We start from the raw sequence: 20,612 nt of genomic DNA, 5'->3' as shown, positions 1-20,612 counted from the left end.
CGCGGAGAAGAAGCGTGAGCAAATGGACCTTTCTAACGCGCGGTGCGGACCACGATCTGCAATGCGGAGAGTGGCGCCGGAGGGCAGCGCCGCGCGCGGTCTATGACCGGGGGTGCGACGGGCTAATCCTGGATCGTGTCGGCGAAGGCTCGGGCGAACCGGATGGCCAGGGCCCGTGCGTCCGCCTGAAGCTGCACGTTGCTCTTTGGCGCGGCGGCGCTGTTGCGGACGGGAATCTCGAGCGTAACGGTTCCGCCACCGCTGTCTTGCTCGCGCCAGACCACCCGGGCGAGGACATGCTCGGCGTCGAGCGACTGGAAAATGATGTGAAGGCCTTTGTTCATGGCGACATGCCCGCCTTTCTTCCGTGGTGTATGGCGCGCGCTGTCTTGCGACGGTGCCGGGACGTTGGTCGAAAGTGCGCTGGTCCTAAAAGTCGGACGCGGAGAGGCGGTGGAAGCTTTGCCGCCGACGCGCATAGACGCCGCTTGCGACACGCTCGATCCGGACCCGGTTCATGTCAAAGGCCCGCAGCGATGCGGCTTCGTCCTGCCCAGCCTGGGGGCTGAATCGCTGCAGGACATCAGCATCGAGGTGGAACGCGACCTCGAAGGCAGAATCGTGCCCCCAGAAGGTCACGCAGCGCCGGACCGGGTCGTAGATGCGGCTGGCGTTGGGAAACTGGAGTGGCATCGAGATTTCCTGTTAGAGGCACCCCCTTTAGGTGGCGGCAGCAGAAGAACGAGCGTCACGGTCCTTGGCGGACTGCCGCTGGTCGTTCAGCAGGGCGGCATCGAGTTCGGCTGCATCCACCGACAGGATCGCGCTCCTGCCCTGTGGCGCCGCGAGGGCCGGCGTGTGCAGCATCGTCGCCACGCGCCGATAAGCGACGAAGGAAAGGCCGAGAAGCTGCTCCTCGTCGATGGCGATACGATAGGTTCCTGCCGGCAGGACGCCCTCAGCTTCGCTGAGGTGAAAAGGATGATCGAACGTGATCACGGCCTCGCGGGTTCGGACATTCATGACAGCACCTCAGCTCTTCTTCTTGGGAGGCCCTACGGACACGGGCGTCCCCTTCACGAAGGAAGGTGACGCCTCCGGCACCTTGATTTTCTTCGGCTTCTTCGCTTCGCGATTGCCGCGCATCTGTCCTTTGGCCATGATCGTCTCCTATAGGGCGCGTCGATTGATTCTGCGGGTGAGACGAAAAACGCCCTGCGACCTCAAAGGCCACAAGGCGCCGATCGCCCTGCAGGGCCAGGGAATGGCGCATCGCTGCCGGGACTGCCGGTACATCCGCGGTCAGCCATTTTGGAGGCGATGCGCAGGGCCAGCGTCCCGAAAGACTCGGGATGCCGGCCGCTGAGGTCAGCTCAGGTCCTTGAGCATGTCAGCGGCCATCTTGCCGCTCTTGCGGTCAGCGACGAGCTCGAAGCCCACCTTCTGACCTTCGCGCAGCTGGCCAAGGCCCGAGCGCTCCACGGCGCTGATATGGACGAAGGCATCGCTGCCGCCCGCATTGGGGGCGATGAATCCAAAGCCCTTCTGGGCGTTGAACCACTTCACGGTTCCCTCAGTCATGGGAAACCCTTTCAATGTAATGTTTAGCTCACCAGCCGGCGGCTGGTCGTCGAAATCGCATTTTCTGGCGAGAAGTTTTGGTTGAGCGCAAAAGCGAATTCTGCGCGAAGCCAAGTGATCTGGCTGTCTATCGACGAAATGAATATGCTCCACAATTCCGGGAATGGCAACAATATTTTATGAATGTTAATCGCCGATCGCTGTTTGTGGCCCATTCTATGCTAAATAAATGAGGGTCCCTTTTACCCCCTGCTCTGTGGCGCGTCTCCCGGCGCGAACGGGGGATGGAGCTCGGGGCCTTTCAACCGGCCGGGCTCAGGCCACAGTGACGCGGTTGCGTTCGCATCCCCGTCAAGACCTCAGCCGTGACCAAGCCCGATGGAGCGCCTTTGATCCCTCTCCAGATCCGCCACACCACCACCTATCGCTTCCATCGGCCGGTATCATTCGGGCCGCACCGGCTGATGCTCCGCCCGCGCGAGAGCCGCGACCTGCGGGTGACGTCGAACGAGGTGACGCTGACACCGGCGGCGACGATGAACTGGGCCCAGGATGTCTTCGGCAACGCGGTCGCCACGGCGACATTCTTCACCACCAGCGACCATCTGGTGATCGACAGCACGACCCAATTGCAGCTCGATGCCGTACCATGGCCGTTGTTCGCCATCGCGGGCTCCGCTGTGTCCTTCCCGTTTCGCTATTCCGACGACGAATGGACCGATCTCGGCGCGTTGGGCATCCCTCAGTTTCCCGACGCCTCTGGGCGGCTGCGGAGCTGGGCGCTGGGCTTTGTCCGGGGGAACTCCACCGACACCCTCTCCTTGCTCAAGGATTTGAGCGCCGGCGTATCCCAACAGATCTCCTATCAGAGCCGGGATGCGGAGGGGACGCAGTCGCCGGTCGAAACCCTCGATCGCGGCTGGGGCTCGTGCCGGGATTTTGCCGTTCTCTTCGTGGAAACCGTCCGCAGCTTGGGCTTCGGTGCACGGATCGTGTCGGGCTATCTCTACAACCCGGCCGGGGCTTTCGTGGGCTCTCAAGGCACGGGGTCGACTCATGCCTGGGCGGAGGTGTTCGTTCCAGGCGCCGGCTGGATCCCCTTCGACCCCACCAACCGCAGCATGGGCGGCTTCAATCTCATTCCGGTGGCGGTGGTGCGTGACATCCGCCAGGCCGTTCCGGTGCAAGGGAGCTTCATCGGCAGCAACGCCTTCCGGGACATGATTGTGGATGTCCACCTCACGTCATGAAATGATGATGGCGCGAGCGTGCGCTAGGTTTGAGAACAGGGGCTCATTCACGCACTCGCCCCGCAGCGGGCCGTTGAAGCTCTCGACGAAGCCGTTCTGCATCGGCTTGCCGGGGGGCGGTTCAGTCTTTTGCCTGCCGCACGCGTCGAGGCGTTCTCCGCCTCAAGGGCTTCCCGCTCGGCACGCAGCCGAGCGCTCTTCTCGCGGACAGCCTCGAAGTCGCTTCTATAGCGCTCCATGGCACGCCCTATGGATTCCTCCAGCTGGCGACGGCTGTCTGCAGTGGAGATGTGATTTTGATGTGTTGTAATTGGTGTCATGAATTACAATATCACACATAGGCTGTCGTGTACGGTGTTTTCGTAAATATTACAGGATCGTGCAAAGGCACAGATCTGCGCCTCCCGGACGCGGGCCCTTTGATGATCGCTTTCAAAAAGCCCTGCACCATTGGTGACGCCGCCAGTCACGCCTCGCTCTTCGGTCCTGGATATCGCCAGCTTTACCCGAAAGCGAGGTTCAGATACTTGTCCACACCGGCCATGAGCTTACCTGTGAGCGCCCCAGCCCACACCTTTGACCTTCACCTTGAGCGTGCATCCCTCACCATTTGTGACCGAGTGAACCAAGTTCCGCTGTGAAGCTCTGACAATGGAGCTGGATACCCTTAGCCTCAAAGGGCTCTGCCGCACTGAGCTGAGCCCCTCCGTGGTCGGCGAATGAGTTTGGCGAGCATGCCTTCTCGATTCCACGGACATCCGAAAACCGCATTCCTCACCGACGATGCTCTCATCGTGAGGCTCGCCGAAATGGCAGGTGGCTTGCGTGTCCGCAGCACCCCAAATTTGGAGCCTTCAATGCCCCAGCCCATGATCCATGAACTTCGACTTTCCGTCGGCGGAGAGATCCAGGAGATACGCTCCCTTGACGAGGCCGCCATCTTCGTTCGGTGCCATCCCATGGGTGAGCATGCCGGCTCCCTGCTGGACCAGATCGCGGGAGCGTCCAATCCCCTCCTGACGGACCGGGCCTGGCTTGCCGTCGCCACGTTCGCCGATGCCATGCAGCGCTCTGGGAACGTGAAGCTGACACGAGGGGCATGACGTGCCCACCCTCACCAATGAGGCGATCGCCCGCTCCGTCTGCGAACGGGGCTTACGCGCGCAGGGGATGACCCTCGAAGCCGACATTCAGCCTTTTGTCGACCGCTTCTGGCAAATCGTCGCCGCGCAGCTCGACGCGCAACTCATCGATATTTCCGGCCGCCCAATTCAGCACACCATCCAACAGGGCATTGATGCTTATTGGAACTGGTGCCTGAAATGCGCCGCGAAGCAAATATAATGGGATAAAAATCGGCGCGAGACACCGTCAAATACTGAGAGCTTGCGCCGAGACATCCGCTCAACAACAAAAAGCCCCGCCTCGATGAGACGGAGCCTTCCGCTGCTCTCTTCAAGCGCGCTTCAGCCGTTGCCAGTACATCCGTGGTCAACGGCGCGAAAGCGTCACGCGGCCTGAAGATTGCCCGCCGAGCTCTTGCCGGTCCGGTTGTCCCGGACGATCTCGAACTGGAGCTGCTGCCCTTCAGCGAGGGACTGCATGCCCGCCCGCTCCACGGCCGTGATGTGCACGAACACATCCGCGCCGCCGCTCTCGGGCTGAATGAAGCCAAAACCCTTGGTGGCATTGAACCACTTCACGGTGCCGATATTCATGACGATTTCCTTTCAATCGTGCAGAGGGGATCCCGCCCGACAGATCAGGCGAAACAATAGTTAGATATTGAAGGGAGAGATCGTCGGACGCGCCGTGCGTGTCGCAGAAAATCAGCCGTCCAAAATCAGACAACTGAAAGATATGGATCGATTGTGTTTATGGCAAGGCCGAAAATCATTTTATTGAGCTTTCCAGTGGCGCAGCTCTGAATCGCGGGCCACACGTTCAAACGCCTCATGCTCGCCCTTGAGCCGATAGCTCGGTTCGCCTTTGTCCGGCGGCAGAACACGCATGATGCGGAACCGGCCCGGCGGCGCGCGGAAGCCGACGACGAATTCGACCCAGCCATTCACGTTAAATCTAGCGTTCATCTGCTTTTTTACCACACAACACCGCCACTGGCGGTCGAGTGCAAAAATATTTCTAGATATATTTCCACAATTTCGCGCTCGTCACGAATGAGGCCGCCCAACTGTGCTAGCGTGATGTCGGCTTCGGCATCGAAGCCGGAGGGCCTTTGATGAAAAAACTGAGCCTCGTGCTCTGCGTTCTTTGCGGCAGCGTCACCGCCGCGTTGGCGGCCTCGCCGGATATGACATTGGATTTTACCTGGATCGGCACAGATCTGTGCACGCCCTTGCCGCGCAGCCCCAAATTCCAGGTGGAGAATGCCCCAGACGGCACACACCAGCTTCAGTTCGTGCTCACCAGCCCGGACGGGAGGGAGCTTGGCCGAGCCGATGTCGCGCTACCTCCGAAAGGCAATATTCCCAAGGGTGCGATCGGCTATGCGTCGCCCTGCGTCGGCGGAATGTACACGTGGACGGTCAATGCATTGGGCGCCGACGGAAAGCTTCTCGCCTCGGCCCAGCTGAGCCGTCCATTCCACTGAAGCAAGGCCAGAACCGGAGTTGCCCCTGCCAACTCCGGTTCTGCATGAGCCGTCAGCGCGCGGGTGACCCTGTCGGCTTTTTCACGGCCCGTTTCGGCGCGGCGATCAGGCCTTCGCGCTGGGCCTTCTTGCGCGCCAGCTTGCGGGCCCTGCGGATGGCCTCGGCGTGCTCGCGGTTGCGCCGCTCGGAGGGCTTCTCATAGGCCCGGTGCTGCTTCATCTCGCGGAAGATGCCTTCCCGCTGCATCCGCTTCTTGAGGACTTTCAGGGCCTGATCGACATTGTTGTCTCGTACGAAGACCTGCAAAACCTCTCCAATCTGAGAGTTGTCGCGAAACCCTGGCCACCGGGTGACCGCTCGCTCGGATGGGCTGGCTGAGCGCCACGCTTCATCATATAGGGGATCGGACCTGCGAATGCGATGGCCCGAGCCCCTCCGGCACCTCCACTGTCACGACCTTGAAAGCGTCGAGGGTTGATGGCCCGAAGGTGGTCACCATGGCCACGTCGGTCGCATCGCGTCCGCGCGCCATGAGGATGCGGCCGATGCGCGGCGTGTTGTGACGAGCGTCGAACGTGTACCAGCGCCCACCCAGATAGACCTCGAACCAGGCGCTGAAATCCATGGGCGCCGGATCGAGCGGCACCCCGATGTCGCCGAGATAGCCGGTGCAATAGCGCGCCGGGATGTTCATGCAGCGGCAGAGCGTGATGGCGAGATGAGCGAAATCCCGGCACACGCCCTGCCTTTGGGTGTAGGCGTCGAAGGCGGTCTTGAGCGGGCTCGCATGGGCATAGTCGAAGGCGATGTGATGGTGGACGAAGTTGCAGATGGCATGCACCAAGGGCCAGCCCTTAGGCGTATGGCCGAACAGAGACCAGGCGACATTGCTGAGGCGGTCGGTCTCGCAATAGCGGCTGCCCAGAAGAAAGATCAGCACCTCGACGGGCAGGTCGCCGAGCGCATGCTGGACGGCTCCCGGCGCCATCTCGTCGGGCAGGCCGCTGTCGCGGATCATGAAATCGGTGTGCATGGTGAGGCGGCCGGACGGCGCCTCGATGACGTGGCAGAAATTGCCGAAGCTGTCGTGATAGGTGTTCGCCGCGATCGGTGGGTCGAACAGCACGCGGTCGGGGTTCACCAGATCGTTGATCCGCGAAGGATGCACGCTCAAGGTGAGGATCATGGGCGTTGGCTTGGGGCAAGTGTAGGAAATTTCGTAGCCCGCGTGAATCTGCATGGGGAACCTCTGGTGGGCGCGGGGCGAGCCCGCGCTATCGGCCGTGTTGGCTATGGTCCTTGAAACTCGAATGGACGCGCCATGGGCGCGGTCGGTGCCGGAGGGCCCTCAGACGTGACCTTGATTTCTTCCCTGCTGGTCGCGGATGACGTGCCGCCGGTGTCCGTGTTCAATGCCGACGGGAACTCCGCGTTCCTCATTGTTGCGGACCACGCGGGCAACGCCTTTCCGCGCGCGCTCGGAAAGCTCGGAATCGATGCGCCGGATCAGGAGCGTCACATCGCGTGGGATATCGGCATAGGAGGCGTCTGCCGCACGCTGGCAGATCTACTCCATGCCACGTTCATTCGACAGAACTATTCCCGCCTCGTTATCGACTGCAATCGCCCGCAAGGCGCGCCGGATTCCATCCCTCCGGCGAGCGACGGAACGTCCGTGCCCGGCAACGCTGGCCTCAGCCCAGCGGAGCGCGCAGCGCGCAAGGCCGCGATCTTCGATCCCTACCATGCGTGCATCGCCACCGAGCTGGACCGGCGGCAGGCGGCATCCCGGCCCACCGTGCTCATTGCCATGCACAGCTTCACACCGGTTTTCCGCGGGGTCGAGCGGCCATGGCATGTGGGCATGCTCTATCACCGCGACGCCCGCTTCGCCCGGGCCCTGCTCGCAAGGCTTCGGCAAGATCCGGGCCTCGTGGTCGGAGACAATGAGCCCTACGCCGTCAGCGACGCGACCGACTGGACCATTCCCCACCACGGAGAGCGACGCGACATCCTCCATGTGGGCATCGAGATCCGCCAGGACCTCATCGCCCAGCCGCAAGGGCAGTTGGAATGGGCCGAGCGCATGGCCACGGCGTTGCCGCACGCCCTCGCCGCATGTGCTGAAGAGCAAAGGGCGGACGCTCCCGGCCCCTGACGCTCCGGCCGTCTTGGGATTGGTGGGCGAGCCATGCGGCGCATTTCTTGCTTCAGTTCAGGGATCTGAACTTCGAGACCGCGGTTTGTTCGATCTCCGCCACCTCGGCCGACAGATGCCCCGGCCAGACGGCGAGGGTGAACGGCGAGATGTGGTGGTCCCATGGACAGGTTCGGGCGCAAGCGCCAGATGTGCGAGTGGGATGAGCTGGCGCGTGACGATGCCGGACTGGAGGCCGTCCTGGCGAGAGGTGACGGCCACCGTCTCCCCCCCTTCCACCTCCTGTCGGTCCCCGGCATGAGCGCCGCGCAGCAGCGCGCGTGCTCGGAGCTCTGGACCCGCGATCGGCGCTCGGAAGCCGTGGCAGACCGTGCGGCCCTGGGCTTCACCTTTCCCGATCCCGGATCGCGGCCCATTCGGCTCGGCTATCTCTCCAACGACTTCCACGAGCACGCCACCGCGCACCTGCTCATCGAGGTGCTGGAGGCACACAGCCGGGACGAATTCGAGGTCTTCGCCTATTCCTTCGGCGCCGATGACGGCCTGCCCATGCGCCGCCGGCTGGCGGCGGCCTGTGACCATTTCGTGGACATCTGCGACCTTGACGACGCCGCGGCTGCCCGGCGCATCCATGCGGACGGCGTGGACATCCTCATAGATCTGAAGGGGTTCACCGCCCGGGCGCGGACCGGCATCGTGCTGCTGCGGCCGGCGCCGATCATCGTGAACTATCTCGGCTATCCTGGAACCATGGGGGCCGGGGTCTGCGACTATCTGATCACCGATCCGTTTCTGACCCCGGCCGACACAGCGGAGGACTACACCGAGGCCTTCGCCTACATGCCTCACTCCTATCATCCCCATGGTCGCACCACGCCGGTGGGGAAACGACCGAACCGGCGCGAGGCCGGGCTGCCCGAGGAGGGCTTCGTCTTCTGCTGCTTCAACCAGCCCTACAAGATCTCGCCGAACGTCTTCGACATCTGGTGCCGCCTTCTGGCCATGGTGCCGGACAGCGTCTTGTGGCTGTTGGACCATCCCGATGCCGCCGGAAACCTGCGCGGCGAGGCGATCCGGCGGGGCGTCGATGCCCGGCGCCTCATCTTCGGTGGGAACCTGCCTCAGGCGGAGCACCTCGCGCGGCTGCAACTCGCCGACCTGGTGCTGGACACGTCGCCATTCAACGCCCACACGACGGCAAGCGATGCCTTATGGGCCGGCGTGCCGGTGGTGACCTATGCCGGCCAGACCTTCCCCTCCCGCGTCGCCGGCTCGATCCTGCATGCCATCGGGCTTTCCGATCTCGTGACTGACAGTCACACGGCCTATTTCGAACTTGCTCATGAGCTGGCCACGGATAAGACCCGCTATGCCGGCGTCGCTGCGCGCCTTGCCATCAACCGGCTGAAGATGCCGCTGTTCGATGTGGCGAATTATGCGGCCAGCCTGGAAGGACTCTTTCGGACGATGGCGCTCCGCCACCGCGAGCATCTCGCGCCGGAGGCCATCGGCGCCGGCGTCAACAATGGCCGCATTCGAAGCGTCCATAGCGATGGTCGACCCTTGGGCGAGTAGTCAGTTTCCGCTGTTGGTGTTGGCCGGAACGTCCGCTGTTGGCGCACCGCGGTCGAGGTGGTGTTCGCCGAACGCGGACGCCGGCCTCGACCAGTGCCCTACGTCTGACGGCAGCGGGGCGCCCGCTTCCAAGAGTGAGAGTTCGGATCGGGTTTCCGTGACGGGTCGAGAGCCGGAGGAGAGCCTTCCGGCGCCCGTCATGGAGGTTGGTTCCCATGACCCAGGTGGTGGCTCTGGATGCGGTGCCCGCTGTCGCTGGTCCCTACAAGGTGGATGTGAGCCGCGGTGACCGGATCGGCCGCGTGTCGTCGGAGTGGTTCTCCCGGCCGGATGACGAGCGGTACCTGTCCCTGTCGGACCTCCATCTGGCGGTGCGCGGCCGCGCCGAGCGCAGCCGGACCCGGACGGTGGAGAGCGCGGCGATCCGGGTGGAGGCGAGCCGTGACGATGCCGAGCGCCTGGCGCTCATGCTGCCGGGATCGGACATGCCTATCGCGCCCACTCATTGGAGCTTCGGACAGCTCGCGAGCCTCGTCGGCGCTCCGGCTGCCTATCTGCGCCAACTCCCCGCGCCGCTGGCCGGCATCAACCTACAATATGGCCTCACCTCCCATCGTGCCGAGCAGGTCAAGACGTTCGAGATCGAGGACGGCCGGGTCGAGTTGCGTGCCGTCACCGGCCCGGAATACGGCCGGATCTACGACCATGAGCTGGTCACCGCCGTGCAACGCATTGCCGGCAATGGCACCGGCGACACTCGCTGGAAGGTGCCCGGCGTGCTCGACTGGTCCACCGGGATCTACAATCCGAGGGTCGACATCACCAGGGACACGACGACCCTCTACGCTTCGGACCGGGACGTCTTCCTCTTCCTGGTGGACGACCTTAACCCCATCGAAGCGGGCCGCCTGCCGGACGGCTCGCCCGACCTCTTCTTTCGGGGCTTTTACTGCTGGAACTCCGAGGTGGGCGCGAAGACGCTCGGCATCGCCAGCTTCTATCTGCGGGCCGTGTGCCAGAACCGCAATCTGTGGGGTGTGGAGGACTTCGAGGAGATCACCATCCGCCACTCCAAGTACGCCGCTTCCCGCTTCGCCCATGAGGCAGCGCCGGCCCTTGAGCGCTTCGCTAATTCCTCCGCTCTTCCCTTCGTGAACGGCATCAAGGCGGCGCGGGAGAAAATCGTGGCGCGCTCGGACGAGGACCGCAGCGACTTCCTGCGCAAGCGCGGCTTCTCCAAAGCGGAGACGACGAAGATCATCGAGACCGTGCTCGCCGAGGAGGGCCGACCGCCCGAGAACGTGTTCGATTTCGTCCAGGGCATCACCGCCGTCGCGCGGGACAAGCCCCACCAGGACGCGCGCCTCGATCTGGAGGCACGGGCCAAGAAGCTCCTGGACCGGGCCGCCTGATCTCCGCAAAGCCGGAGATACGCAGTTCCGTGTCTCCGGCTTTGCGCTGTCCCGCTCTCCAGGCTTTCCGGATCGTCGGCTTTGTGGCGCCGCCCTCAGAGGAAGAGGGCGGCGCTTCGCTGCGTGACGGGTTTGGAGGCGGAAAGAGAGTTCCGGCTGCCCGTCGCGGAGATCTATCCCATGGCTGTCGCGAAGAAGATCACCCTGTCGCCCTCGCGCGACATTCCCTTCAACAAGCTCCTGTTGAGCCAGGCCAACGTCCGGCGCGTGAAGGCCGGCGTCTCCATCGAGGAGCTCGCCGAGGACATCGCACGGCGCGGCCTCCTGCAGGGCCTCAGCGTCCGGCCCGTCCTCGACGCGGACGGCGTCGAGACCGGCATGTACGAGATCCCTGCCGGCGGGCGGCGTTACCGGGCGCTGGAGCTGCTGGTGAAGCGCAAGCGCCTTGCAAGGACCACGCTGGTGCCTTGCGTCGTGCGCGAGGGTGGCCTCGCCGAGGAGGACTCCCTTGCCGAGAACGTCCAGCGCGCGCCGCTGCACCCGCTCGATCAATTCCGCGCCTTCCTAGCGCTGCGCGAGAAGGGGCAGTCCGAGGAGGAGATCGCCGCGGCCTTCTTCGTCTCCGTCCATGTGGTCAGGCAGCGGCTGAAGCTCGCCTCGGTCTCGCCCAGGCTCCTCGACATCTATGCCGAAGACGGCATGACGCTGGACCAGCTCATGGCCTTCACCGTGTCGGGCGACCATGAGCGCCAGGAGCAGGTGTTCGAGCGCCTGCAGCAGTCTTACGACAAGCAGCCCCATGTCATCCGGCGCATGCTGACGGACAGCACGGTTCGTGCCGCCGACAAGCGGGCCCGGTTCATCGGCCTTGACGCTTATGTGGAGGCCGGTGGCACGATCCTGCGCGACCTGTTCCAGGGCGACGATGGCGGCTGGTTGCAGGACGCGGCCCTTGTCAACCGGATGGTGACCGAGAAGCTCAAGGCCGAATCCGACACCATCGCGGCGGAAGGCTGGAAGTGGGTCGAGGTGGCGCCGGACTTCGCCTATGGCCACACCTTCGGCCTGCGCCAGTTGCGCGGCGAGGCGGTTCCGTTGACGGCCGAGGAGCAGGGGGAGCGCGACACCTTGCAGGCGGAATATGACCGCCTCTCCGAGGAACACCGGGACGCCGATGAGCTGCCGGACGAGGTGGACGAGCGCCTGGGCGCGCTGGAGTCAGCCATGGAAGGCCTGGATGACCGGCCGTTCGCGTTCGAGCCTGCCGATGTCGCGCGTGCCGGCGCATTCGTCAGCATCGCCCATGACGACCGCCTGCGGGTCGAGCGCGGCTACGTCCGTCCCGAGGACGAGGCGCCGGTCGAAGCCGCAGTCGAGAATGGGGGGACCTGCGAGGCCGGTGCACCGGTCAATGACGGTGACCCGCCCGCATGCGCCGATGCCGAAGCGCCGGAAGCCGAGGAGGATGAGGGCCTGTCGCCCATCTCCGACCGGTTGATGACGGAACTGACGGCCCACCGAACCCTCGGCCTACGCCAGGCGCTCGGCGAGCAGCCGGACGTCGCCTTCTTCGCGGCGCTCCATGCCCTCACCCTCAAAGCCTTCTATCACTATGGCACGGACAGCTGCCTGGAGCTGGAGCTCAAGAGCGTCGGCTTCGGCGCGCAGGCGCCGGGGTTGAACGACAGTGCGGCCGCCGAGGCGATCCGGACCCGCCACGACGCCTGGGCCAAGGCATTGCCCAAGGAGTCTGCCGATCTCTGGGCCGCGCTCCAGAATTGGGACGGGCACCGTCAGGCGTCCCTGTTCGCCCATGTGGTCAGCCTCTCGGTCAATGCGGTCCACGAAGCCTGGAACCGCAAGCCGAGGACGCTCGCCCATGCGGACCGGCTCGCCGAGGCGGTCGGCCTCGACATGGCGGCTGCGGGGTGGCGGCCGACCGTCGACGCCTTCCTCGGCCGCGTGACCAAGGCCCGCATCCTGCAGGCGGTCACGGAAGCGAAGGGTGCGCGCGCCGCCGAGCGGATCGCCCATCTTAAGAAGGGCGATATGGCGAAGGAGGCCGAGACCCTGCTCGCGGACACCGGCTGGCTGCCCGAACCGTTGCGGACGCCGGGGCGCGTGTCTGAGAGCACCACGGCCGGCGATGAAACGACAGCAGACGGCGGCGAAACGGCCATGGCCGATGAGGCGCTTTTCCCACAGAATAAAGGGGCTGGCGACGCTTCCCCCGCGATCGCGGCCGAATAACGACCCGTCTCCCTCTGCACGACAGGCCCGCCGGCGACGGCGGGCCTTTTCCTTTGAAGGAGGTCATGATGGCGGACCGCCCGCATGATCTGGCACGGCGCCTTGCCGAGCGCGCCGAAGCGGTCTGCCGCCAATATCTTTCGAACGGGCGCCGGCAGGGCCACTATTGGCAGGTCGGCGATGTTCGCAATTCGCCCGGGCGCTCCATGTTCGTCCGGCTCGGAGGCTCCGCCAAGGGGCCGGCTGGAAAATGGACGGACGCTGCCACGGGCGAGCACGGCGATCTGCTCGATGTGATCCGCGAAGCGCTGGGCCTCGTCGACTTCGCCGACGTCGCAGGTGAGGCGCGGGCTTTCCTCGCCCTCCCTCCATCCGAACCTGAGCCATCCGGCCGAACCGCCCCTTCTTCCCCCACTGGCACGGCGGAAGCGGCACGGCGGCTTATCGCCATGGCGCAGCCGATTTCGGGCACGCTCGCAGAAACGTATCTGCGGAACCGCGGCATTACGGCTTTGCACGAAACCGGGAGCCTGCGCTTTCATCCGCGCTGTTTCTATCGGCCCGACGCCGGTGCACCCACCGAAGCATGGCCCGCCATGGTCGCGGTCGTCACCGACCTTGGCGGGAAGATCACTGGAGCCCACCGCACCTGGCTTGACCCGCAAGGTTTCCACCCCATGCGACTCGGCAAGGCGCCGGTCGACACACCCCGGCGGGCCATGGGCGATCTCCTCGGCAACGCGGTTCGCTTAGGCGTTCCGGGCGACGTCATGGCGGCCGGCGAAGGCATCGAGACCGTCCTTTCGCTTCGATGTGTCCTCCCTGGGATGCCGATGGTAGCCGCGCTTTCAGCGGCACACCTCGCCGCACTCCTTTTCCCAGACACGCTCCGGCGCCTCTACATCGCACGCGACAACGATCGGGCCGGAGACACCGCGCGGGACAGCCTGATCGATCGGGCCAATGGGTTGGGCCTCGAGGCAATCGTGCTGTCACCCCGGCTCGGTGACTTCAATGAGGATCTCCGCGCGTTCGGCATCGATGCGCTTCGCGCACAGGTGAGAATTCAGCTCGCGCCACAGGACGTGGGTCGCTTTCTGGCATTGGCGGCATAGCCGAGACGGAGCAGATCGCGTCGTGTCGCTCGGATGCGTTCCGCCACAAAGGACCGCGCCGCGGCCTTCGAGAGGGCGATCAGGCCCACAAGCGGGCCGGTCCGGCAATGGCACAGCCGACGATTTTCCGACGCGCCTCCCTTCGCGCGAGCGCGCTGGGCGGCGCGTTCCATCGCGAAGCAAAATCGCCGGCCTTCGCCATCCTGCGCTGACGCTTCGGCCCTCGGCTGCGCCTCGGGTGCGGGTCCGTCCCGCTCATGGGCTTCCGCCGCCATGAAGGCCGCGACGGTCGCGGTCCAAGCGAGGAAGCATCCCATGCGCCAGAATGACGACGAACCCCACCACGCCTCTTCCCCGACCGATCATGTCCTGAGAGAACTTCAGCTCCATGGCTACTCGCTCAGTCAGGACGAGCCCGATCCCCGGCCGCTGCCCGAAGGCCACCATCTCGCCGGCGCCGTCGTCGATATCTTCGACGCTCTCATCGCCACCCTCGGCGATACCGGCCTCGAGCCCGACCTCGGCGATCTGCTCTGGTCGACCGTGCATCTCTTCCACCGCGCCACCAGCCGGATCGAGCGCCACCTCGACGACAACGAGCAGGCGCAGCGCCGGTCCCAGCAGGAACAGGATGGCAGCGAGGTGAAGTCCGTCGAACTGGAGCGCCTCATCGCCAAGGGCCAGACCCTTATAGAACGCCGCGACGCCCTTGAGCTCATGCGTGACGAAGCGGCAGAGCACTACGAGCGGCACACGGGAGCACCCTGGCGTCCACGCGCAGGCTCCATGGTCAACCACAAGACCATGACCGCGGCGGTGATCGACAGCCGCGATTTCCTGATGGCGAAGAAGCGTGCCGAGCGGGAGGTGCACCTGCCGCCCGGGCCGAAGGTGGCCTTCACCGGCGGGCTCGATTTCAACGACCACCGGCTCATCTGGGATGCCCCGGACAAGGTGCACGCCAGGCACCCAGACATGGTGCTGATGCACGGCAAGTCACCCAAGGGAGCTGAGAAGATCGCATCGCGCTGGGCGGATCATCGCAAGGTGCCGCAGATCGGCTTTGCTCCCGACTGGACACGGCACGGCCGCGCCGCCCCCTTCAAGCGCAACGACCAGATGCTGGAGGTGCTGCCCATCGGCGTCATGGTCTTCCCCGGCACCGGCATCCAGCAGAACCTCGCCGACAAGGCGAAGAAGCTCGGCATTCCGGTCTCGAGGTTCGGTGGCGCGTGAGCGCCACCGGTCTTCGACAATTCGACAGCGCGCGTGTGCTGCTTGGTCATCCGTGCTCGATCGCTATCACGCCATGGGAAGCCCCAGAGCGGCGCGCATCTTCTTCGACAGACCTTGGGAGACGATCCGATGGGACTGCCGGATATAGTCGCGCAGCTCCGCGTCCGACAGGCCTGGTTCCCCGTAGTGCTGGATCCATTTCAGACCCCGCGAGGCAAGATAGGGGGCCGGGCGCAGGCCCGGCTGCTCTTGCAGCACCTCATAGGACAGGTCGCTGACCTTGAACGTGAAGCGGGCCTCGACATCCTCCTGCCAGCCGCCGATCGCAAACACCTTGCCACCGACTTTCCAGACGTGCGACCCGCCCCATTGCATCACGTAGGTCACAGCCGGCAGCGATGCGCAGAAGGCGTTGAACTCCTCATAGGTCATGCGCGTGGTTGCCCTGCGTCTCGCGTTGCTCTGCCTGGCATCGGTCATCGAACGTACAGCGAGCATAGCCCAGGCCGGCAAGAGCGTCGTCCGGATGCGTCTTCCTGTGCCCGCAGGGCCATCCCCCGCTTTTCGTGCGCTGATCCTTGGTCCGCCCGATCGCCTGGCCATCAACCCATGAAGGGTCGGCGACGCGTCGCGTGCCGCCGCTCCTGCCGAGGCCGTCGCGGTGATTGCGGCTCTCAGTCCGACCCGTCGGGCGCCTGTCAGCGGGGGATGGCCTTCCGCTTCGAACAGGAGCTGGACCCATGTCCCTCAACGACGCTCACGCCTTCGCCTTCAGCCTCGCCACCACCTTGATGGTCGCCATCGTCATCTTCCAAGCGGGCGATGGCAGCCTCTCGGTCACGCCCGCCCATGAGTTCGACGGCGATGCCGCCTCGATCCTGTGCGAGATCGATCCTTTGCTGCCTGACCGGCGCTGGCTTCGGTGAGCGGAGATCGCGATGATTTCCGCTTCCGGAGTGGTGCAGCTCGGCTATGATTCCGGTCGCGCCGCGGTGGTGGTGGAGGCGCGCCCGTTAGCTTCTTTTCGCGGAGACCACCACCATGATCGTCCTTTCCATCTTCGGGTGTCTCGCCGTCATCGGCATCTTCTGCTGGTTGCTGGTTACGCTCGCCGTGTTCGCCTTGCCGCTGCTCTTCGGACTGACTGCCGCCAGTTGGGCCCATGGCACCGGTGCAGGCTGGATCGGCGCCATCGTCGTCGGCCTTCTCGCCGCCGGTGCGATATGCGCCATCGGCCAGTTCGTGCTCGTCGTCCCGCAACCGCTCTGGCTGAAGCTCCTCGTCGCGTTCGCCTTCGTCATCCCGGCGGTCGTGGCCGGCTATGCCGCGACCTATGGCATCGTGAAGCACGTCCTGCCCTCGCAGACTTGGCAGCTCATCTTCTCGGGTGTCGGTGCGATCGCGATCGGCTTGGTGGCGTTCGCGCGGCTCACGACTCCGCTCCACCCATCCGGGCGGGGAACCATGGGGCTCTGATCCCTGGCCGGGCTCGACGGAGGACGCTGGGTGATGTTGGGCTCGGCCGTCGTGGTCTTGGTGCCCCAGCAACACCGGGATGTTGATCTCGGATCGACCCTCTCGGCCTGGCGACCGGCCCGTCGATGCATACCCATGAAACCAGCTTCGTTCGCTCATCCAGGGCCATAGGCAAGGGGGTGACCTCTCCGTGGGCAGGAATGGACAATCCGAATTCCGCCCTGACCCTTGGGAATCGCCGATCCCGCGAACACGCTCCGGTCTTGGGACAGAGCACGAGCCTCGCCATCGTCTCCTCCGTCGATCCCTGTCGGTCCGAGCACACCGAAGCGGCCTCTTCGATGGGCGGATCTGGCCGCAGGACGGCTGCGCCTCGATCGCCTCTGCCGCAATGGCACCGATCGACTTTCTTCCCCTGGGCGACCACCCCAAGGGGCCCCGGATCACCCATTCCTCGCGCGCCAAGAAAGTCGCCTGTCTGCCATCCTCCGCTGCGCTTCGGCCCCTGCGCCCCCGTTGGGGCCTCGGCGGGGTGCGGCGTCGATCGCCTGTGGCCTCTTGATCCCCATCGAGGCCGCAATGGTGCGGGCTCGGGACAGAAATCCAGGAGACTTCACATGGCGACCATCGGCACCTTCAAGAAGATCGGCACGAACGAGTTCACCGGCGAAATCGTCACCCTCAGTGTCCAGGCCAAGGGCGTGCGCATCGTCCCCGACCAGCGCGCAACCGGCGAGAACGCTCCCAGCCACCGGGTCCTGGTGGGCCGTGCCGAGATCGGCGCCGCCTGGTCCAAGCGCTCCAACGAGGGCCGCGACTATCTGGGTCTCAAGCTCGACGATCCGAGCTTCACCGCCCCGATCTACGCCAACCTGTTCGACGACGAGGACGGCGACACCTTCTCGCTCATCTGGTCCCGCCCCAGCGGGCGCCGCGGCGAGTAAGCCTCGCCCAAGGCCCCGGCCCAACGGCCGGGGCTTTCACATCGATCGAGCAGAATGAAAGCTGCCCAAACGTTTCAATTGATCGTAGTTCCCGGCTCGATTGGAACATCCGCGGCGGGCCGCTTCAGCAATACGGCGGCATCAAGCTCAAGGGCGGACGCCAATCGATCCACGACGTCGATACTGGCGTTATAGACGCATCGCTCCAATGAACTGATGTAGGTGCGGTCGATCCCGGCTCTATGGGCGAGCTCTTCCTGCGACAAGCCTTTGGCGAGCCTCGCAGCCTTCAAATTCCGGGCGAACACCTCTCGGATCTCCATGATCGAGAGACCACCGCCTTGTTGAGTATTTCACCACGGAGTATTCTCTACATTCGAGGCGGCAGCCGGCGCGTCCAAAGGCGTGTAGGATTCAGGCGAAAACCTGATGTAGGAAAGGATCGCGGACGAACATGGTGACCGAGGCTTTCGAGGACACCGCACCGACCGGTCCCGCGCTGACGGACTATGATCGGGCGCACATCAAGCTCTATGCGCGCCTCCTCGATGCTTCGGCCGAGGGAGCCGACTGGCAGGAGGCCGTCTCGGTGCTGTTCGGCATTGATCCTGCCCGGGAGCCCGAACGGGCCCGTCATGTCCATGACAGCCATCTGGACCGGGCGCGGTGGGTCGCTTCCAGCGGCTACAAGGATCTTCTGGAGCGCCCAATCTGACGCTTCGGCTCGCTCGAGGTGATGCCGCCAGCGCATCACGTGATGCCCCTTAGCCGACTTCCCGAACTGCCTTCAATCCCTGATTGTCCCGGTCTGAGACGCACACTCTCTGATTCGGAGATGAGCGATGAGGCCCGATACATCGCGCTGGCGAGAGCCCGCCAGCTACGCGTATTTCGACGAGCTGTCCGTTGAGGGGCTCGCCTGGGAATGCCTGCGCCGGGACACGTCCTACCAGGAGCACTACCACGCCCTCGTGAAGGCCGGCACCGATGCCGAACCGCTCCCCCGGGAGGTGGAGCAGCGCGTGGGGCTGCGATTTCGCCGCCCGGCCCGCGCTGTCCGCCCTGGAGCAGGACGTCCTGTGGTCGCCGGTCGTCGACCCGGCTGTCCTGCTTTTCACTCAACGGCCGGAATTCCTTTCCGGTATGTCCTCTCAATCCCTCGACGGTCCTATGGCGTTGCGCGCCAGCGCTGAAGGGCGACACGCGATCCTTCACCCCGGCGATCACGCCAGCCAACTGCTGTTCTTGCCAGGTACCCATGCTGGTGCACCATTGGCAGCAGTGATTCCGCTTGATGCGGACACGACTGGCCGCGTGGAAGCCTTGGCCCGCTTTTGGCGCAGCTGCGAAGGGCGCCCCATGCCCCCCGACACCCGGATCACCGCGCAGCAAAGGCTCCGCCTGCGCGCCATGATGCTGGCGGCCGATGGCCGGACCAACGACGCCAGCTATCGCGACATCGCCATGGCCCTCTATGGCGAGAGGCGCGTCATGTCCGAGCCCTGGAAGACCTCGTCGCTGCGCGATCGGGTCATCGGCCTCGTCAAGGGCGGGCTCGCGCTGATTGGCGGTGGGTATCTCAAGCTTCTGCGTCATCGCAGACGACCATAGCCGCACCGCCACGGCAGCAGAGGTGGGGATTTTCGGCTCCTCAACTTCCCCATCCCCCACGACGGCCGCCCTTCGCCACCGTGAGCGCCATCCGCCGCTGATGACCAGCGGCCCGAGATCGCTCACGGAGGTTCGATCCATGCGCCCCGACGCTGCCCCGCTGCCGCCGCGCTATCTGCGCACCAAGGAAGCCGCCGTCTTCCTCAGCCTCTCCCCCCGGACCCTCGAGAAGCACCGCACCTACGGGACCGGCCCCGCCTATCGCAAGCTCGGCGGGCGCGTCGTCTATTCCGTCGAGGATCTTCAGGCCTGGGTGGCCCGCGGCGCCGTCACCTCCACCTCCGATCCGCGCGGCTCCATCCTGCCAGCCAAGCGTCATTCCATGCCTGGTGCCCTGCCAGGCAGCCTCGCGCGCTGAGCGGCCGCGTCGTCATGGCGGAACGACACCGCTCCCCAGAGCCTGGCGGACAGCTCGAGCTGTTCCGCGCTCTCCCGGGCGCCTTCGCGCCCCGCGATGCGCAGGATCTCATGGCCTATCCCTTCTTCTCCCTCGCCAAGACCCACCGGATCGCCCCCATCGATTTCGCGGCGGGTGACATCGCCATCCGGGTCGAGGCCGTGCCCGACCACGGCATGGCCACCATCTGGGACGCCGACATCCTGATCTGGGCGGCCAGTCAGATCGTGGAGGCCCGAGATGCCGGGCTTCGCACCTCGCGCTTCATGTCGGCGACGCCCTATGAGATCCTCCGGTTCGTGGGCCGGGGCACGTCCCTGCGGGACTATCAGCGCCTGAAGGCCGCCCTCGACCGCCTTCAATCCACCACCGTGTCCACCTCCATCCGCCAGCGGGTGGAGGGTCGGCGTCACCGTTTCTCCTGGATCAACGAATGGAAGGAGCGCACGGACCGGGACGGGAAGCCCGCCGGCATCGAGCTCATCGTCCCGGACTGGTTCTATTGCGCCATCGTGGAGGACGCGCTCGTCCTCACCATCGACCGGGCGTATTTCGAGCTGATGGGTGGGCTCGACCGTTGGCTCTACCGGCTGGTGCGCAAGCATGGCGGCCGCCAACCGGATGGCTGGCGCTTCGACTTCCGCCACCTCCATCTCAAATCCGGCAGCCTCTCGCCCTTCAAGCGCTTTGCCTTCGAGCTCAGGGACATCATCCGCCGCCAGCCGCTGCCCGGCTACACCCTGTTCCTGGAGCTCGACGAGCGCGCCCACTCGCTGCTTGCCTTCGAGCCCGCCTGTGGACGAGCTGTGAATCGGCTCGTGCTATCGGGAACTCCGGGGCACGTGCCATCAGGAACCCACCCCTCGTGCTATCGGGAACCGAAACAGGGCTTAAAGCCTCGAGACGACAGCGAAAATCGCATCCTTAACTTAGAG

At 64.9% G+C, this 20,612-nt stretch carries 29 protein-coding genes and 1 pseudogene; 18 read left to right on the top strand and 12 right to left on the bottom strand.

Annotated features, from left to right (window positions below; translation table 11 throughout):
* Positions 1-122: 122 nt before the first annotated feature.
* The 5 genes from L0966_RS21040 to L0966_RS21025 form a co-directional block, all read right to left on the bottom strand.
* Entirely contained in the window at positions 123-344 is a 222-nt protein-coding gene (locus tag L0966_RS21040) for a hypothetical protein (RefSeq protein ID WP_234054046.1), read from the bottom strand.
* 85 nt (positions 345-429) lie between these two features.
* The gene (locus L0966_RS21035) at positions 430-693 is read right to left on the bottom strand and encodes a DUF1488 domain-containing protein (protein WP_234054045.1); all 264 of its coding nucleotides are present in this window, start codon (positions 691-693) and stop codon (positions 430-432) included.
* Positions 694-720: 27 nt separating this feature from the next.
* The gene (locus L0966_RS21030; RefSeq protein WP_234054044.1) at positions 721-1,023 is read right to left on the bottom strand and encodes a hypothetical protein; all 303 of its coding nucleotides are present in this window, start codon (positions 1,021-1,023) and stop codon (positions 721-723) included.
* Between the two features lie 9 nt (positions 1,024-1,032).
* A complete protein-coding gene (locus L0966_RS22335) occupies positions 1,033-1,161 on the bottom strand; it encodes a hypothetical protein (protein ID WP_255684216.1) in 129 nt (42 codons plus the stop codon).
* A 207-nt stretch (positions 1,162-1,368) separates the two neighbouring features.
* Positions 1,369-1,581 (bottom strand): cold-shock protein, encoded by a 213-nt coding sequence (locus L0966_RS21025; RefSeq protein ID WP_234054043.1) that lies wholly within the window; start codon positions 1,579-1,581, stop codon positions 1,369-1,371.
* Between the two features lie 389 nt (positions 1,582-1,970).
* On the opposite strand from L0966_RS21025, the gene L0966_RS21020 reads away from it, so the two are divergent.
* Positions 1,971-2,831, top strand: coding sequence for a transglutaminase family protein (locus L0966_RS21020; RefSeq protein ID WP_234054066.1), 861 nt, complete (start codon positions 1,971-1,973; stop codon positions 2,829-2,831).
* A 3-nt stretch (positions 2,832-2,834) separates the two neighbouring features.
* Here L0966_RS21020 and L0966_RS21015 read toward each other — a convergent pair.
* A pseudogene (locus tag L0966_RS21015) lies at positions 2,835-2,945 on the bottom strand (transposase); the annotation flags it as partial.
* Between the two features lie 743 nt (positions 2,946-3,688).
* On the opposite strand from L0966_RS21015, the gene L0966_RS21010 reads away from it, so the two are divergent.
* Together L0966_RS21010 and L0966_RS21005 are read left to right on the top strand one after the other, a co-directional pair.
* The gene (locus L0966_RS21010; RefSeq protein ID WP_234054042.1) at positions 3,689-3,934 is read left to right on the top strand and encodes a hypothetical protein; all 246 of its coding nucleotides are present in this window, start codon (positions 3,689-3,691) and stop codon (positions 3,932-3,934) included.
* A 1-nt stretch (position 3,935) separates the two neighbouring features.
* Positions 3,936-4,175: a hypothetical protein gene (locus L0966_RS21005; protein ID WP_234054041.1), complete on the top strand. Its 240-nt coding sequence runs from the start codon at positions 3,936-3,938 to the stop codon at positions 4,173-4,175.
* A 164-nt stretch (positions 4,176-4,339) separates the two neighbouring features.
* On the opposite strand, the gene L0966_RS21000 is transcribed toward L0966_RS21005, so the two are convergent.
* Both L0966_RS21000 and L0966_RS20995 read right to left on the bottom strand, forming a co-directional pair.
* Complete coding sequence (locus L0966_RS21000; protein WP_234054040.1) at positions 4,340-4,549, bottom strand: cold-shock protein; 210 nt, start codon at positions 4,547-4,549, stop codon at positions 4,340-4,342.
* Positions 4,550-4,729: 180 nt separating this feature from the next.
* A complete protein-coding gene (locus L0966_RS20995) occupies positions 4,730-4,903 on the bottom strand; it encodes a hypothetical protein (protein WP_234054039.1) in 174 nt (57 codons plus the stop codon).
* Between the two features lie 167 nt (positions 4,904-5,070).
* Here L0966_RS20995 and L0966_RS20990 point away from each other — a divergent pair, with 167 nt between their 5' ends.
* Positions 5,071-5,442 carry a hypothetical protein gene (locus L0966_RS20990; RefSeq protein ID WP_234054038.1) on the top strand — a complete coding sequence of 124 codons (372 nt, stop codon included), beginning with the start codon at positions 5,071-5,073 and terminating at the stop codon, positions 5,440-5,442.
* A 52-nt stretch (positions 5,443-5,494) separates the two neighbouring features.
* On the opposite strand, the gene rpsU is transcribed toward L0966_RS20990, so the two are convergent.
* Both rpsU and L0966_RS20980 read right to left on the bottom strand, forming a co-directional pair.
* Positions 5,495-5,749 (bottom strand): 30S ribosomal protein S21, encoded by a 255-nt coding sequence (rpsU, locus tag L0966_RS20985; RefSeq protein WP_234054037.1) that lies wholly within the window; start codon positions 5,747-5,749, stop codon positions 5,495-5,497.
* Between the two features lie 85 nt (positions 5,750-5,834).
* Positions 5,835-6,683, bottom strand: a complete 849-nt coding sequence (locus tag L0966_RS20980; RefSeq protein ID WP_234054036.1) for a transglutaminase family protein — start codon at positions 6,681-6,683, stop codon at positions 5,835-5,837.
* A gap of 81 nt (positions 6,684-6,764) precedes the next feature.
* Here L0966_RS20980 and L0966_RS20975 point away from each other — a divergent pair, with 81 nt between their 5' ends.
* The 6 genes from L0966_RS20975 to L0966_RS20950 all read left to right on the top strand — a co-directional run bounded on the left by L0966_RS20975 (position 6,765) and on the right by L0966_RS20950 (position 15,189).
* Positions 6,765-7,601 (top strand): N-formylglutamate amidohydrolase, encoded by an 837-nt coding sequence (locus L0966_RS20975; protein WP_234054035.1) that lies wholly within the window; start codon positions 6,765-6,767, stop codon positions 7,599-7,601.
* Between the two features lie 162 nt (positions 7,602-7,763).
* Positions 7,764-9,176, top strand: a complete 1,413-nt coding sequence (locus L0966_RS20970; RefSeq protein WP_234054034.1) for a UDP-N-acetylglucosamine-peptide N-acetylglucosaminyltransferase — start codon at positions 7,764-7,766, stop codon at positions 9,174-9,176.
* Positions 9,177-9,391: 215 nt separating this feature from the next.
* On the top strand, positions 9,392-10,588 hold the full coding sequence (locus tag L0966_RS20965) for a DUF932 domain-containing protein (protein WP_234054033.1): 1,197 nt from the start codon (positions 9,392-9,394) through the stop codon (positions 10,586-10,588).
* Positions 10,589-10,768: 180 nt separating this feature from the next.
* Positions 10,769-12,838, top strand: coding sequence for a ParB/RepB/Spo0J family partition protein (locus L0966_RS20960; RefSeq protein ID WP_234054032.1), 2,070 nt, complete (start codon positions 10,769-10,771; stop codon positions 12,836-12,838).
* 68 nt (positions 12,839-12,906) lie between these two features.
* A complete protein-coding gene (locus tag L0966_RS20955; RefSeq protein ID WP_234054065.1) occupies positions 12,907-13,953 on the top strand; it encodes a toprim domain-containing protein in 1,047 nt (348 codons plus the stop codon).
* 315 nt (positions 13,954-14,268) lie between these two features.
* Entirely contained in the window at positions 14,269-15,189 is a 921-nt protein-coding gene (locus L0966_RS20950; protein ID WP_234054031.1) for a DUF2493 domain-containing protein, read from the top strand.
* A gap of 66 nt (positions 15,190-15,255) precedes the next feature.
* Here the strand turns inward: L0966_RS20950 and L0966_RS20945 are convergent, their stop codons facing one another.
* Positions 15,256-15,621, bottom strand: coding sequence for an MmcQ/YjbR family DNA-binding protein (locus L0966_RS20945; protein WP_234054030.1), 366 nt, complete (start codon positions 15,619-15,621; stop codon positions 15,256-15,258).
* Positions 15,622-15,929: 308 nt separating this feature from the next.
* On the opposite strand from L0966_RS20945, the gene L0966_RS20940 reads away from it, so the two are divergent.
* The 3 genes from L0966_RS20940 (at position 15,930) to L0966_RS20930 (ending at position 17,609) form a co-directional block, all read left to right on the top strand.
* Entirely contained in the window at positions 15,930-16,115 is a 186-nt protein-coding gene (locus L0966_RS20940; protein WP_234054029.1) for a hypothetical protein, read from the top strand.
* 115 nt (positions 16,116-16,230) lie between these two features.
* Positions 16,231-16,665, top strand: a complete 435-nt coding sequence (locus tag L0966_RS20935; protein WP_234054028.1) for a hypothetical protein — start codon at positions 16,231-16,233, stop codon at positions 16,663-16,665.
* A 617-nt stretch (positions 16,666-17,282) separates the two neighbouring features.
* Positions 17,283-17,609, top strand: coding sequence for a DUF736 domain-containing protein (locus tag L0966_RS20930; protein WP_234054027.1), 327 nt, complete (start codon positions 17,283-17,285; stop codon positions 17,607-17,609).
* 74 nt (positions 17,610-17,683) lie between these two features.
* Here L0966_RS20930 and L0966_RS20925 read toward each other — a convergent pair whose 3' ends face one another.
* Positions 17,684-17,932, bottom strand: a complete 249-nt coding sequence (locus L0966_RS20925) for a helix-turn-helix domain-containing protein (protein ID WP_234054026.1) — start codon at positions 17,930-17,932, stop codon at positions 17,684-17,686.
* Positions 17,933-18,063: 131 nt separating this feature from the next.
* Between L0966_RS20925 and L0966_RS20920 the strand changes: the two genes are divergently transcribed.
* The 5 genes from L0966_RS20920 to L0966_RS20900 form a co-directional block, all read left to right on the top strand.
* On the top strand, positions 18,064-18,324 hold the full coding sequence (locus tag L0966_RS20920; RefSeq protein ID WP_234054025.1) for a DUF2285 domain-containing protein: 261 nt from the start codon (positions 18,064-18,066) through the stop codon (positions 18,322-18,324).
* A gap of 127 nt (positions 18,325-18,451) precedes the next feature.
* A complete protein-coding gene (locus L0966_RS20915; protein WP_234054024.1) occupies positions 18,452-18,802 on the top strand; it encodes a transcriptional regulator domain-containing protein in 351 nt (116 codons plus the stop codon).
* Complete coding sequence (locus L0966_RS20910; RefSeq protein WP_234054023.1) at positions 18,753-19,220, top strand: DUF2285 domain-containing protein; 468 nt, start codon at positions 18,753-18,755, stop codon at positions 19,218-19,220. Before L0966_RS20915 ends, L0966_RS20910 begins: the two co-directional genes overlap by 50 nt.
* A 139-nt stretch (positions 19,221-19,359) precedes the next feature.
* On the top strand, positions 19,360-19,638 hold the full coding sequence (locus L0966_RS20905; RefSeq protein WP_234054022.1) for an AlpA family transcriptional regulator: 279 nt from the start codon (positions 19,360-19,362) through the stop codon (positions 19,636-19,638).
* 14 nt (positions 19,639-19,652) lie between these two features.
* Positions 19,653-20,612 (top strand): replication initiator protein A (locus L0966_RS20900; RefSeq protein WP_234054021.1); only part of this gene is annotated, 960 nt, incomplete at its 3' end.

Source organism: Xanthobacter sp. NM-59, assembly GCF_021401125.1.
In the GTDB taxonomy this organism is placed as follows: domain Bacteria; phylum Pseudomonadota; class Alphaproteobacteria; order Rhizobiales; family Xanthobacteraceae; genus Xanthobacter.
The sequence above is the reverse complement of the archived record's forward strand: the minus strand, read 5'-3'. Positions and strand labels throughout refer to the sequence as shown.